Raw genomic sequence first — 13809 nt, 5'->3', positions numbered from 1 at the left:
AACGACGCCGCCGGTATCCACCGGCGGCGTTGCAGGGTTTCGATCAATGGCCAGCGCTCTGGCCACCGTCGACATGCAGGATCTCGCCAGTGACGAAATTTGCCCCGTCGAGGTAGAGGATCGCTTGCACGATGTCGTCGATTTCCCCCATGTGGCCGACCGGGTGCAGGCTGCCCAGCGCCTGATGGGTTTCCTCAGCGTGCATCGGCGTTTTGATGATGCCCGGCGATACCGCGTTGACCCGGATGCCGCGCTTGGCGTACTCGATCGCCAGGGATTTGGTCGCGGCGTTGATGCCACCCTTGGTCAGCGACGCCAAAACCGAAGGCACGCCGTCGATTGCATGATCGACCAGGCTGGTGGTGACGCTGACGACGTGGCCGCTGCCGTGTTTTTCCATCTCGGCGATGGCCAGTTGCGAGATGTAGAAGAAGCCGCTCATGTTGGTCGCCACGACCTGGGCATAGTCCGCCTGGCTGTAAGCGGTGAACGGCTTGGCCAGAAAGATCCCGGCATTGTTGACCAGCGTATCGACGCGACCGAAGCGGGCGACGGCGGCGCGAATCACGCGCTCGGCGGTTTGCGGATCGGCAATGTCGCCGGCAACGGTCAGCACATCCGGGTCACTCGACTCTTTGATCGAGCGCGAGGTTGCGACCACTTGATGGCCAAGGGCGCGAAAGCCTTCGACCAGACCTGCACCAATGCCTTGCGAGGCGCCGGTGATGACAACTACTTTTTTCGATGTGCTCATGATGATTTCCTCTGTCGCTGGCCCGTCAGGATGGCGGGTGGCTGTTGGAGGAGACTTTAGGAAGTTGTGTGGAGTTGATAAATGGGGGCTGAGGTACATCATTTGTACTTCGGTGTATCTAATCAGAACGGCCTGCACGCGCTTTTTTAGGAGTGAGCCGTTTTCGATTGTCCTGTTCAGGTGGACGGTGAAACGCTTTTCAGCCGATTTATCCCTTTGCTGTGCGTCAGTAATCTGTACCCAACTTGAACGCAACAACAAAACTCCAAACTTGAAAAGGGACGCACACCATGACCACTCCAACCTACAACCGCCTGAACAAAGACGACGCTATCGTGCTGCTGGTTGACCACCAGACCGGTCTGATCTCGCTGGTGCAGGACTTCTCGCCGAACGAGTTCAAGAACAACGTGCTGGCGCTGGCGGATCTGGCCAAGTTCTTCGACCTGCCAACCATCCTCACCACCAGCTTCGAACAAGGCCCGAACGGCCCGCTGGTGCCGGAGCTGAAAGAGATGTTCCCGGACGCGCCATACATCGCTCGTCCAGGCCAGATCAACGCCTGGGACAACGAGGACTTCGTCAAGGCGATCAAGGCCACCGGGCGCAAGCAGATCATCATTGCCGGTGTGGTAACGGATGTGTGCGTAGCGTTCCCGACCCTGTCGGCGCTGGCGGAAGGTTTTGATGTGTTCGTGGTGACTGATGCGTCCGGCACTTTCAACACCACTGTTCAACAAGCCGCGTGGAGCCGCATGACTCAGGCTGGCGCGCAGATGATGAACTGGTTCTCGGTGGCCTGTGAGCTGCACCGCGACTGGCGCAACGATATTGAAGGTCTGGGTAACCTGCTGTCGCAGCGCATTCCCAACTACCGCAACCTCATGAACAGCTACTCGGCGCTGACGCAGCAGAAGTAAGTTCACCACCCACGAAAAAGCCTGCTTTTAACAGCAGGCTTTTTGTTTTTCCGACGGCTGCGGCCAACTTGGTTGCTCTGTAGCTTGACCCACCGCTTTCGCGAGCAGGCTCGCTCCCACAGTGGACCGTGTTCCCCTCAGGAGAAATGCAATTTCCTGTGGGAGCGAGCCTGCTCGCGAAGACGGCGGCACAGTCACCCGAGCAATTCACTGATCCACTGCATCTCTTGCTTCAGCGCAAGAATTTTGTCCTCCGGCAACGTCTGTTGCGCTCTCGTAAACTGCCCCAACGTCTTTTGCCGCTGCTTCAGCCTGCGTTGCCATTTGTGCAGAAATGCCGAGCCGCGCGCCTGCAGATGCAGCGGTCCGAAAAACAGTTCCCTGGCGTTGTAAGTCAGCGGTTCAATGGCTGGCTCGGCAACGATGATTTCATAGTCGAAACGGTTTTCGTGCAGCACTTCTTCGCAAACGATCCGGTAACTGTTATCCATCAACCACTGGCGCAGCGCTTGCTCGCCGCCGTTGGGCTGCAGGATCAAGCGTTCGTGGCCGCTGAGATGTGCTTTACCACTGTCGAAAATATCGCGAATGGTTTCGCCGCCCATGCCGCACAGGGTGATGGCGCTGATGGCGTCGCCAGGTTTGATTGCCGTCAGACCATCGGCCAGGCGCACGCTGATCTGGCCGTGCAGGTCGCTGTCATTGACGGTGCGTTGCGCCGCGTGGAACGGCGTCAACGCGACCTCGCCAGCGACCGCTGCTGTTATCAGGCCCCGGCGCAGCAAGGCCACCGGCAGGTAAGCATGATCGGAGCCGATATCGGCCAGTCTCGCGCCAAGCGGCACATGGGCGGCGACGCGCTCAAGACGCATGGACAATGTCTGTTGGTTCAACGCAAACCCCTGTTCACCCTGCGGTGGAAAAAAGGGTGCGACTCTGGCGAGCAACGCTGGCGCTGTCAATTACGCGATGGAATTACTCGAGCCATCGGCAGCATTGCGCTGCCGATGGGCGCTTGTGCTTAGCCGGCGAGCGTTGCGTTGTCGATGACGAAGCGGTATTTCACATCGCCCTTGAGCATGCGCTCGTAGGACTCGTTGATCTGATCGGCGCGGATCAACTCGATGTCGGAAACGATGCCGTGCTCAGCGCAGAAATCCAGCATCTCCTGGGTCTCGGGAATGCCGCCGATCATTGAACCGGCAATGGTGCGCCGCTTGGTGATCAGGTTGAACACGTTCGGCGACGGATGCGGCGAGGCAGGCGCACCGACCAGGGTCAACGCGCCATCGCGCTTGAGCAGGACGAGGAAGGCGTCAAGATCGTGCGGCGCTGCGACGGTATTGAGGATCATGTCGAAGCTCTTGGCGTGTGCCGCCATTTCCTCGGCATTGCGCGACACCACCACTTCGTCCGCGCCCAGAGCCTTGGCCGCTTCACGCTTGGATTCGGAAGTGGTGAACGCCACCACGTGGGCGCCCATGGCGTGGGCCAGTTTGATGCCCATGTGACCCAGGCCGCCGATGCCGACCACGCCGACTTTCTTGCCAGGGCCAGCGCGCCACTGACGCAGCGGCGAGTAGGTGGTAATGCCGGCGCAGAGCAGCGGCGCGACGGCGGCCAGTTGCGCCTCGGGATGACGGATGCGCAACACATAGCGCTCGTGCACGACGATGTTTTGCGAGTAACCGCCGAGGGTCCAGCCCGGTGCGTCCGGGGTCGGGAAGTTGTAGGTGCCGATCATGCCGTCACAGTAATTTTCCAGACCGGATTCGCAGTCATCGCAGTGCTGGCAGCTGTCGACGATGCAGCCGACACCGACCAGATCGCCGACCTTGTAGTCCTTGACGTGATCGCCGACCGCCGAGACGCGGCCGACGATTTCGTGGCCGGGGACGCAAGGGAATTGCGTGCCGGCCCATTCCGCGCGCACCTGGTGCAGGTCGGAATGGCAGATGCCGCAGAAGGCAATATCGATCTGCACGTCGTGCGCCGCCGGAGCACGGCGGTTGATCTGCATGGGCTCAAGGGGTTTGTCGCCAGCGTGGGCGCCGTAGGCTTGTACGAGCATGTGAGCATCCTCCATGGGGTTGTCGGACGCCTATTGTTGCGCCTGGGTCGGAGCGCGAAGTAGTGCATTTCTGTGAAATGCTTGCCTGATTCTGCTGTTGATTGCGCAACCGACAGGCAGCCGTATGGCGACGGCTGCCTGTTCAGGCTCAACGCGGATTGGGCTGAACGTCCATTTCGGCGTTATCGGTTTCCTGACGTACGCGCTCCGGATCCAGCCCGGTACTGTCATCGTCCAGCGGGATTTCGCCTTCGTTGTCGGGCAGTTCGTCGATGCCGCGTTCCTTCATCGGATCGACCTCGGTACGCCCCGGACTCAGCGGGTCGGGCGTGGTTGGGAGCGGATCGTCACCTTGCTTGCCTTGATCGTTATTCATCTCACACCTCGTCATGGCCGTTTTCTACGGCTTGTGCAGGTTGGAGGTGCGGGTGATTTTCGCCGTTCGATTTTTTTGTCTGCCTTCGGTCGCCTCGCAAAAAAGCGGAATTTCTCCGACGCGCGCGGCTCCATAAACCAACAGCCAGAGGCGAGGACGCAATGATGAGCAGCTCATTCAAAGTCGGCGATGCGGTGCGCTGGAATTCCGAGGCCGGCGAGATCGACGGCAAAGTGGTCAAGGTGCACACCCGCGACACCGAGTTCATGGGCCGCCACCGGCCAGCCTCGAAAGACGCGCCGCAATACGAGGTCAAGAGCGACAAGACCGGCCACCTGGCCATGCATCACGGCGACGCGCTGAAGCACGCTTAGAAACGTGCCAGTCGGTAGGCATCGACATTTGGCAACGCGAGAGCGGCGCCTGAGACCATCTGCCCGATCAATTCCGCCGTCACCGCCGCCTGCGTCAGGCCCAGATGCTGATGACCGAAGGCAAGCAAGACCTTGCCGGCGCAAACCTGATCAATCACTGGCAGCGAATCCGGCAGCGACGGGCGAAAGCCCATCCACGGTGTGGCGCCATCAGCGTTCAGGTCCTTGCGAAACAGGCCTTGGCTCAGGCGCTGCAACTGCCAGGCGCGCGCCATGTTCGCTGGCCGCTCCAATCCGGCGAATTCGACCGTGCCGGCCAGGCGCAGCCCATCGCGCATCGGCGTCATGATGAATTTGCGTTCCAGCGAGGTGACGGGGAAGGGCAGGCGATCATGATCGTTGGGCAGCATCAGGTGATAGCCACGTTCGGTGTCCAACGGTACTTGCTTGCCAGTCAGCGCGGCGGTGAGTTTCGCCGAATGCGCACCGCAGGCCAGTAACACGCGGCCGGCCGTTACGCCGCCATTACCGGTGACTAATAGCACACCGTTTTCCTGCACGTAGCCGCCCTGAACCTGCTGTTTGAGAAAACTCACGCCGCTGCTGCGCGCCGCCTCGACCAGTGCACGAACCACCCGATAGGGGTCAAGGAAATGCCCGGTTCGCGGGAAAAACAGTCCGCCCTGAATCTGTTCGCTGAGCTGCGGCGCCGTTTCGCGAATCGGCCCCGCCTGCCAATAGTCCACCGGCACCTGCTGCTGATGCAGTCGCGCCTGCAAGGCTTCGATGGCCTGCCGGGATTCAGGTTTTTCGAAGACCAGTAACGAGCCGTCAACCTTGAGCAGATCAGTGCGCTGGATATCGCTGAGCAAGCGCTGCCACGCGTCGAGGCTGCTTTCGTTGAGCGCGCGCAAGCCGGCGACGGTTTTCTGAAAAGGCTCAGGCCGCAGATTCAGCAGCAAGCGGGTGAACCACGGCAGGGCGCGCGGCAGGTATTTCCAGTCCAGGCGTAGCGGCCCCATCGGGTCCATCAACATGGCCGGCAAGCGCTTGAGGATCGACACGTCAGCGATAGGAAAGACTTGCTCGGTGGCCAGATGTCCGGCGTTGCCGAACGAAGCGCCATGCCCCGGTTCCTGCTGATCGATGACCACCACGCGCAAACCCTGGCGGGCCAGGCGCAGTGCGCAAGCCACGCCAATGATCCCGGCGCCGACCACCGCGATGTCGTGCGAAGGATTATTCGCCATGGTGTGTCGCTTCCCGTTGGCCATCGAGCAAGCGCCGAAGGTTTAGCGGATTGGTCTGTTGCAGCGCCGTCGGCAGCAGGCTGTCGGGGAAATCCTGATAGCACACCGGCCGCAGGAAACGCAGGATCGCCGCCGTGCCCACCGAGGTGCTGCGCGCATCCGAGGTTGCCGGGTAAGGCCCGCCATGCACCATCGCATCGCAGACTTCCACGCCGGTCGGCCAGCCATTGACCAGCAAGCGCCCGGCCTTGCGTTCCAGGGTTGGCAGCAACGCGCGCGCCAAAGCAAGGTCGGCGTCATCCATGTGCAATGTCGCGGTTAGTTGACCTTCGAGATGGGCGCAGACTTGACGGATTTCTTCGTCACTGCTGCATTGCACGATCAGCGCTGTCGCGCCGAAGACCTCGGCTTGCAAGCTTCGATCGGCAAGAAAATCCGCTGCATCGGTGCTGAAGACATGCGTCTGACACTGATTCGGGCCGCCGCCGACTTGGCCAACCGCTACCGCGCGTGCACGGGGATTGTCTTGCAAAGCCGTCGCGCCTGCTTGATAGGCGCCGAAGATGCCGGGCGTGAGCATGGTTTGCGCCGCGCTGCGCGGGATCAGTTCCGCTATCGCGCCGAGGAACCCGTCGAGCGCCGGGCCTTTGCGGGCAATCAGCAATCCCGGGTTGGTGCAGAACTGCCCGGCGCCCACTGTCAGCGACGCGACAAATCCTTCGGCCAACGCCTGCGTCCGATTTTCCAGCGCGGCAGGAAACAGCACTACCGGGTTGATCGAGCTCATTTCCGCATACACCGGAATCGGCTCCGGCCGCACTTGCGCGGCTTTCATCAAGGCCAGACCGCCAGCGCGCGAGCCGGTGAAACCAGCGGCTTTGATGCGCCAATCACTGACCAATGCGATGCCGACTTCGTACCCCGAATCGGACAACAAGGAAAACACGCCCTCGGGCAGAGCGCAGGCCTTGACCGCTTGCGCTACTGCGCGGCCGACCAGTTCGCTGGTGCCCGGATGCGCGCTGTGGGCCTTGACGATCACCGGGCAACCAGCCGCCAATGCCGCAGCGGTGTCGCCACCGGCCACGGAAAATGCCAGGGAAAGTTGCTCGCACCAAACACCGCGACCGGCCCCAAGGCAATCTGTCGTTGCCGCAGGTCGGAGCGCGGCAGTGGCTGGCGTTGCGGTTGCGCACTGTCGACGCGCACATCCAGCCATTCACCCGCGCGTACCGTACGGGCGAACAGGCGCAATTGCGAGCAGGTGCGGCCACGTTCGCCCTGAAGGCGTGCACGCGGCAAACCGGTTTCGGCGTGGGCGCGTTCGATCATTTCATCGCCAAGGCTTTCGATGTGCTCGGCAATACTTTCGAGAAATGCCGCACGGCTGCTCAGGCTGGTTTCGCGATACGCGTCTTGCGCCGCCCAGGCCAGGGCGCAGGCCTGTTCCACCTGTTCGGCTGATGCCCCGGCGTACTGCGGTTCAAGTGCCTGGTTGGTCGCCGGATCGATCCCGCGAATGGCTGGACGATGGCCCGTCACGGATTGTTGGCCGATCAGCATGTTGCCCGTCAGAGTCATGGTGTCTTCCTGTGAAATGAGCGAGGCCTGCCGCGAGTCGTGACGATCCGCGGCAGGTGGCGGTCAGGCGAAGTTCTGCTCGGCGGACCAGTTTTCATACCAGTGACGGAACAGCGAATACTGCTTCTCGGCATAGCGCCGTTGCGAGTCGCTCAGCACATCGGTTTCGTTGAAGTGCAGGGTGTATTCCTTGTCGCCGTTGAGCACCATCAAGTGCTTGTAATACAGCACCAGATCACAGCCTTCGTCGAACGATGACAGCACTGCCAATGCCGATTCCAGCTCCCGTGCCTGACGCCGGGCCTTGGCATCGCCTTGCGCGGCCTGCTTGCTCAGCGCGACCAGTTGCAGCACTTCGCGAGGAAGGGCGTTGCCGATACCGGTGATGGCGCCGGTAGCGTTGCAGTTGACGAAACCGTGCACCACTTGCGTGTCGACACCGACCATCAGCGTCACGTCGTCATCCTTGGAGGTGATGTTCTCGGCCGCGTAGCGCAGGTCCGCGCCCCCACCAAATTCCTTGAAGCCGATCAGGTTCGGGTATTCACGGCGCAGTTCGAAAAACAGATCGGCGCGGGTGGCGAAGCCGTAGTAAGGGCTGTTGTAAATCACCGCCGGCAAGTTCGGTGCGGCTTGCAGGATCGCGGCGAAGTGGGCCTTTTGCGCGGTGGCTGAAGCGCCACGTGACAGCACGCGCGGAATGACCATCAAGCCTTGCGCGCCGACTTTCGCCGCATGCGCTGCGTGGGAAACCGCTTCACGGGTATTCACCGCACCAGTGCCGACGATGGTCGGCACCCCGGCGGCGACCAGGCGCGCCACGCCTTCCTGACGCTCGGCTTCAGTCAGCAGCGGCCAGTCGCCCATCGAGCCGCAATAGACCACGGCGCTCATGCCGATATCAATCAGCTCGCGCCCCTTGCTCACCAGCGCATCGAAGTCCGGTTTGCGCTGGGCGGTGCACGGGGTCATCAGGGCCGGCATGCAACCGGTGAAGATGTTGTCGCTCATGGTTCAACTCCTTGGCATTTCGTTTTATTCGAGGGAAAAGTCGGCGTGGCGGCTCAGATGCCCCACGCGAATGGGTCGGTTTCGTCGATCAGCAAGATGCTGTCGGCGGTCATGTAGGCGCGGCCGGTGATGAACGGGCGAATGCGTTCGCCTTCCCATTCGAAGCGGCCTTCGAACTGGCTGCCGGTGATGCTCGCCTGGATCCACGGTGCGCCCGGTTGCAGCTTGTCGTCGGCTGCCAGGCAGGCAAGTTTGGCGCTGGTGCCGGTGCCGCATGGTGAGCGGTCATAGGCTTTGCCGGGGCACATGACGAAGTTGCGGCTGTCAGCCTGATCGTCATCGGCGAACAGTTCGATGTGGTCGATGACCGCGCCGTCTTCGCCACAGATGCCCTGATCTTCCAGCGCTTTGAGCATCGCCCAGGTGTACGCCGTCAGGTGTTCGACGTTGTCCATGGTCAGGGTCTGGCCATGCTCGGAAACCAGAAAAAACCAGTTGCCGCCGTAGGCGATATCACCGACTACGCGACCAAAACCGCGCACGTCCACTGGCACCTGTTTGCGATAACGGTAGGCGGGCACGTTGCCCAGAGTGACCGAGCCATCGTCGTGCAGCGTCGCGCTGACTTGCCCCACCGGTGTGTCGATCTTGTGCACGCCCGGCTGGATTTTCCCCAGATGCTGCAACGAATTGATCAGGCCGATGGTGCCGTGGCCGCACATGCCCAGGTATCCGGCGTTGTTGAAGAAGATCACCCCGCAAGTGGCGTCCGCCGATACCGGTGGGCAATAGAGCGCGCCGACCAGCACATCGTTGCCGCGTGGCTCGAGCAGACAGGCGCGCCGCCACTGGTCATGCTGGTTGCGCAAGGCATCGCGTTTCTCGACCATGGTTTTGCCGGACAGCTCGGGAAAGCCGCTCATCACCAGCCGTGTCGGTTCGCCGCCGGTGTGGGAATCAATGACGTGTACTCGTTTCATGGAGAGATCCCGTTGGATGATTTCAGTAGGCGCCGGCGGGGCGGGCGTTGACGGTGGACGAGGGCGCAGGGCTTTCGCTTTCTTCGTCCTCGTCGTCCATGCGCAGCAGATGGGCAGGCACGCCGGTTGCTGCACCCCAGTAGTAAATGCCGGTGGCGCAAGCGGCGACGACGATCGTGTCGAACGGATGGGCGAGGATGCCCAGGCCACCGAAGGTGCCGAGTTTCGACAGCACGATGGTCACCGCGTAGAAGGCGATCAGCCACGCCGATGAACGCACCTGACGCGCCAGACTCAGATGGGCGGTGGGCACAAAGCGGCCACAGAACAGGTAGATGACAAACATCAGGATCTGCAGGCCGAGCAGCCACGACACGGTGTTCCAGCCCGACCAGTAGACGATCAGCGCGGCGATGATGAACGACACCGGCCCAAGCAGGCCCATGCTCCTGACCCGAAACGGGCGCGGCATGTCCGGCGCATTGCGCCGCAGCGCCGCAACCGATACGGGCGCCACCGCATAGCTCAACACCAGCGCGGCGGACACCACGTTGATCAGCGCTTCCCACGACGGGAATGGCAGGGTCCAGAACACCGACAGGGCGAAAGTCAGCCACAGCGCCGGACGCGGGATGCCGGACTTTTCATCGATGTGGGTGAAGACCTTGAAGAAGGTTCCGGTCTGCGCCCAGCCGTAGATCACTCGCGGCGTGGCATTCATGTAGATGTTGCCGCAGCCGCTCGGCGAGATCACCGCATCGGCGACCACCAGATACGCCAGCCAGCCGACACCGAGCGCCAGGGCGATGTCGCGATAGGGCAGGGCGAATTCCTTGCTGATACCGGCCCAGCCGTTGGCGAGCATTTCCGTCGGGATGCTGCCGAGAAAGGCCATTTGCAGCAGCACGTAGATCAGGGTCGACAGCAGTACCGAGAGAATCAGCGCGATGGGAATGGTGCGCTGTGGATTCTTCACTTCGCTGGCGACGGAAATGATCGGCGTCAGGCCCAGATAGGCAAAGATGATTCCGCCGGCGGAGACCGCCATCTCGACGCCCGACAAGCCGAACGGGGCGAATCCCTGAACCTGGAAGTTCTCCGGTTTGAAGAAGGTGAACAGCACGCCGATCACCAGCAGCGGAACGATGAATTTGAACACGCTGACCAGATTGTTGGCCTTGGCGAAGGTCTTCACGCTGCGGTAGTTGAGCAGGAAAAACACGCAGAGCAGGCCGAACTGCACCAGCCAGCCGAGGATCGTCGGATCGCCACTGCCAGCCTTGGTCAGACCGGGAAACCATGCCGCCGCGTATTGGCGCGAGGCGACCACTTCGATCGCCACCAGACTGGAAAACGCAATCAGCGTAATGAAACCCATCAGGTAGCCGAGCAGCGGACCGTGGGAATAAACCGGGTAGCGCACCACGCCGCCGGCACGGGGTAATGCGGCGCCCAGTTCGCAGTAGACGATACCCAGCAGCAACACGGCGAAACCGCCCAGCAGCCAGGAAAAAATCCCCGCCGGACCGGCAATCGCCGAGACATGGCTGGCGGCGAACAACCAGCCGGAGCCGAAGATCGCGCCGAGTCCGATAAAGGTGAGGTCGATCAATGAAAGCTGTTTTTTGAACTTGCCTTGGCCTGACATGGCATCGCCTTCTTGTGAGTTATTGGATAGGCAGTTGTGTCACGGGGACGAGCAGACTTTGCACCGCCCGGCAGTGGCGGCGATTGATGTTTTATGCCGGGATCGATGACGAATTCAGCACAATGGCACCGATGAATGCGCGGCCTCGACAGGGTCGCGACGTTGCTGCAATCTGCTGGCGAGTGACATTTGCGGTGGTTCAATTCGAGGGGAAGTCTTTGATGCAGTCAGCGTTTTCGATCCTGTGCCAAGGCAATGACGGCTTGCGTGCGCAGACCCTCGAAGAGATGGTCGCGGGTGCCGCGCAGCTGTTGCCGATACTCGATGTGATCCCCAATGCGGCGATCTTCATCAAGGATCTGCAAGCGCGTTATGTGCTGGCCAACCGTACGCTGGTGCAGCGTTGTGGCTTGAAGGACCTGCGCCCGTTGCTCGGCAAAACCAGTGCGCAGGTGTTCCCGGCGCAGTTGGGGCCGGGTTATACCGAGCAGGATCGCAAGGTGCTGGAGGAAGGTTTCGTGTTGGAGGATCAGCTCGAACTGCATCTGTATGGCAGTCGCGAACCGGGCTGGTGCCTGACCCACAAGAGGCCGATCTACAACCGTGACGGGACGATCATCGGTCTGGTGGGGATCTCGGTGGATCTGCAGTCAGCCAGTGAAACCCACCCGGCGTTCGAGCGCCTGGCGGCTGTCGATGAATACATTCGCGGCAACTTCAACCGGCGGGTGACGCTGAGTGAACTGACGCGGATCGCCGGGATTTCCGTGGCGCAACTGGAACGCTACTGCAAACGCGTTTTCCACCTGACACCACGGCAGATGATTCAGAAAGTCCGCCTGGAACACGCGCATCGATTGCTGCACAGCGACTTGCCGATTACCGAGGTTGCGCTGCAATGCGGCTACACCGATCACAGCGCTTTCACCCGTCAGTTCAAGGCCTCGACCGGGTTTACACCACGCGAATATCGCCATGCGACCGGGCATTAGATCAACACGGCCAGCCATGCCGAGAGCAGCAGAAGAAGGGCCAGTGCCGCGTTCATGCGCTTGAACGCCTGCGGTGAGCTGAGCAGGCGCGCGCTGCCAACGCCGAGAAGCGCCCAGAGCGTCATGCACGGCAGTGACACCAGCAGAAATGCCAGCGACAACGCCAGCAGGCGCAGCGTTTTGTCGCCGCCGCCAACGAATACGCTGACCACCGCCACAGCCATCATCCACACCTTCGGGTTGACCAATTGCAGCAGCGCCGCGCCGAATACGTTCAAGCTTTGTTCCTGCGATTTCGGGTCCAGGGATGGCGGCGGGCTGCGAAAGATCTGCCACGCCAGCCAGCTCAACCAGAGCACGCCAGCCCAGGCCATCGCTTGCTGCACGCGCGGAAAGCGCAACAGGGTTTCGCCAGCGCCGAGCCCGACCACCAGCACAATCAGCGCCGCCGCCGCACAGGCGCCAAAAATGATCGGCAACGTGGCAATCAATCCGCGCCGCGAACTGTGGCTCAGCACCAGAATATTGGTCGGCCCCGGCGTGATCGAGGCAACGAAAGCAAATAGTAGAAAGGGCAGTAAAGAAGCCATGGTGCAAATTCCTGAAAGTCGAAACAGGACACCATGATCGTCAGGCGGAGGGCGTCAGTCTGGAAGATTTGAGCAGCGTTTGCGGTAGTCCGCAGGGGTCAATTGATAGGCGCGGCGGAACCAGCGACCGAGATGACTTTGATCGGCAAAACCGAGCACGCTGGCGACCTGCGCTGGCGTCTCGCCGCGTGCGAGCAATTGCCGCGCCTTGGCCAGGCGCAACTGGATCAGGTAAGCGTGCGGTGCCAGACCGAACGCCGCCTTGAACGCGCGTGTCAGGCGAAAGCGATCAACGCCACAGGCTTGCGCTAGGTCGTCGAGGCCGATGTCTTCATAGGTGTGGGCATGCAGATAGTCCCGCGCAACCTGGGCAACCAGTGGCAGGCGCGGATCGAAGTGCTGACGCTTGCGCCAGTCGAGGTGGCGGGTGAGGGACGCCAGCAGGCCATCCAGCGCAGTCTGCCGGACGATGCGCAGATCGCCGTCATGTAACGCGTGGAAGGCTTGCACGATCGCAGTCGACAGGCGCGGATCGTGGCTCAGGGTGTCGGCAAAGCCTGGCTGACCGTCGGCGGGCGCCTCTTCGAACAGCGCGTGCAGTTCGCGCTCCAGCCAGTGCGGATCCAGATACAGCATCGAATAGGTAAAGCCGTCCTCGGTCGGCGCATGGCCATCGTGGATTTCTCCCGGCTCGAGCAGAAACACATGCCCCGGCGTACTGCGATGACGCACCCGGCGACAGTTGAATTGCTGGACGCCTTGCTCGGTAACGCCGACGAGAAAGCTGTCATGCCAGTGCGGATCGTAGGCATGCCCACGGAAATGCGCACGAATCGACTCGATCCCGGTATCGACATCCTGGGACAGGGAGATCCAGTTGCGTGTGTCCATGGGAGGACTCCATAGGGCGGTTGGCTTGGGCGTTTTTAAAATACCGCGTGGGGGAGGAGAGTGTTTAGAAGATTTGTGCAGGGGCGCAGGGGGATCGAGTCAGGCAATGTGTCCTGGATGGGGTGGGACCAGAAAACGCAGACGAAAAAAACCGCCTTCGCGGGGCGGTTTTTTAGCAGGCCTCGATTTGCGATCGAAGCCAGGTGCTTCACCAGCCACCCTAACCAGGATTGCCATGGTATGGAGTTTTACCGTTCCTTGCAACGGTTGAACAGGCGTTCGAAACAAGTGCGTCTTCGGCCCTGCGAAGAATTTATATGTTTATGTTTGTTGAAATTTGTCTGGCAGAAATAACATTTAACAAAGGCGTG

Annotated in this window: 13 protein-coding genes and 1 pseudogene; 3 read left to right on the top strand and 11 right to left on the bottom strand. The window is 61.2% G+C overall.

All coding sequences use genetic code 11. The features are described from left to right. Positions 1–43 precede the first annotated feature (43 nt). Positions 44–754 carry an SDR family NAD(P)-dependent oxidoreductase gene (locus ACZZ0K_RS12910; protein ID WP_016774234.1) on the bottom strand — a complete coding sequence of 237 codons (711 nt, stop codon included), beginning with the start codon at positions 752–754 and terminating at the stop codon, positions 44–46. A 290-nt stretch (positions 755–1044) separates the two neighbouring features. On the opposite strand from ACZZ0K_RS12910, the gene ycaC reads away from it, so the two are divergent. After that, the gene (gene ycaC, locus ACZZ0K_RS12905; protein WP_016774235.1) at positions 1045–1674 is read left to right on the top strand and encodes an isochorismate family cysteine hydrolase YcaC; all 630 of its coding nucleotides are present in this window, start codon (positions 1045–1047) and stop codon (positions 1672–1674) included. A 194-nt stretch (positions 1675–1868) separates the two neighbouring features. Here ycaC and ACZZ0K_RS12900 read toward each other — a convergent pair whose 3' ends face one another. The 3 genes from ACZZ0K_RS12900 to ACZZ0K_RS12890 form a co-directional block, all read right to left on the bottom strand. Next, a complete protein-coding gene (locus ACZZ0K_RS12900) occupies positions 1869–2567 on the bottom strand; it encodes a tRNA (adenine(22)-N(1))-methyltransferase (protein ID WP_423661618.1) in 699 nt (232 codons plus the stop codon). 128 nt (positions 2568–2695) lie between these two features. Next, positions 2696–3745 carry an NAD(P)-dependent alcohol dehydrogenase gene (locus ACZZ0K_RS12895; protein ID WP_258707949.1) on the bottom strand — a complete coding sequence of 350 codons (1050 nt, stop codon included), beginning with the start codon at positions 3743–3745 and terminating at the stop codon, positions 2696–2698. A gap of 148 nt (positions 3746–3893) precedes the next feature. After that, on the bottom strand, positions 3894–4121 hold the full coding sequence (locus ACZZ0K_RS12890) for a hypothetical protein (protein ID WP_258707950.1): 228 nt from the start codon (positions 4119–4121) through the stop codon (positions 3894–3896). Between the two features lie 164 nt (positions 4122–4285). Here ACZZ0K_RS12890 and ACZZ0K_RS12885 point away from each other — a divergent pair, with 164 nt between their 5' ends. Further along, complete coding sequence (locus ACZZ0K_RS12885) at positions 4286–4495, top strand: hypervirulence associated TUDOR domain-containing protein (RefSeq protein WP_041480600.1); 210 nt, start codon at positions 4286–4288, stop codon at positions 4493–4495. On the opposite strand, the gene ACZZ0K_RS12880 is transcribed toward ACZZ0K_RS12885, so the two are convergent. The 5 genes and pseudogenes from ACZZ0K_RS12880 to ACZZ0K_RS12860 all read right to left on the bottom strand — a co-directional run bounded on the left by ACZZ0K_RS12880 (position 4492) and on the right by ACZZ0K_RS12860 (position 10965). Continuing rightward, positions 4492–5745, bottom strand: a complete 1254-nt coding sequence (locus tag ACZZ0K_RS12880; RefSeq protein ID WP_258707951.1) for an NAD(P)/FAD-dependent oxidoreductase — start codon at positions 5743–5745, stop codon at positions 4492–4494. The two genes, ACZZ0K_RS12885 and ACZZ0K_RS12880, sit on opposite strands and share 4 nt — an antisense overlap. Beyond that, positions 5735–7326, bottom strand: a pseudogene (locus tag ACZZ0K_RS12875) (aldehyde dehydrogenase (NADP(+))). The gene ACZZ0K_RS12880 and the pseudogene ACZZ0K_RS12875 overlap by 11 nt, the downstream one beginning before the upstream one ends. 63 nt (positions 7327–7389) lie before the next feature. Next, positions 7390–8337, bottom strand: a complete 948-nt coding sequence (locus tag ACZZ0K_RS12870; protein ID WP_116657459.1) for a dihydrodipicolinate synthase family protein — start codon at positions 8335–8337, stop codon at positions 7390–7392. A gap of 53 nt (positions 8338–8390) precedes the next feature. Then, positions 8391–9317: a 4-hydroxyproline epimerase gene (locus ACZZ0K_RS12865; RefSeq protein ID WP_258707953.1), complete on the bottom strand. Its 927-nt coding sequence runs from the start codon at positions 9315–9317 to the stop codon at positions 8391–8393. Between the two features lie 22 nt (positions 9318–9339). Then, positions 9340–10965 carry an APC family permease gene (locus ACZZ0K_RS12860; RefSeq protein ID WP_258707954.1) on the bottom strand — a complete coding sequence of 542 codons (1626 nt, stop codon included), beginning with the start codon at positions 10963–10965 and terminating at the stop codon, positions 9340–9342. Between the two features lie 221 nt (positions 10966–11186). On the opposite strand from ACZZ0K_RS12860, the gene ACZZ0K_RS12855 reads away from it, so the two are divergent. Next, complete coding sequence (locus ACZZ0K_RS12855; protein WP_258707955.1) at positions 11187–11957, top strand: AraC family transcriptional regulator; 771 nt, start codon at positions 11187–11189, stop codon at positions 11955–11957. On the opposite strand, the gene ACZZ0K_RS12850 is transcribed toward ACZZ0K_RS12855, so the two are convergent. Next, on the bottom strand, positions 11954–12547 hold the full coding sequence (locus ACZZ0K_RS12850; protein ID WP_258707956.1) for a LysE family translocator: 594 nt from the start codon (positions 12545–12547) through the stop codon (positions 11954–11956). The two genes, ACZZ0K_RS12855 and ACZZ0K_RS12850, sit on opposite strands and share 4 nt — an antisense overlap. Before the next feature lie 54 nt (positions 12548–12601). Further along, positions 12602–13438 carry an AraC family transcriptional regulator gene (locus ACZZ0K_RS12845; RefSeq protein WP_258707957.1) on the bottom strand — a complete coding sequence of 279 codons (837 nt, stop codon included), beginning with the start codon at positions 13436–13438 and terminating at the stop codon, positions 12602–12604. Positions 13439–13809 lie beyond the last annotated feature (371 nt).

It is taken from the genome of Pseudomonas sp. AC255 (genome assembly GCF_979258175.1).
This window is presented reverse-complemented; position numbering and strand designations above follow the sequence as displayed.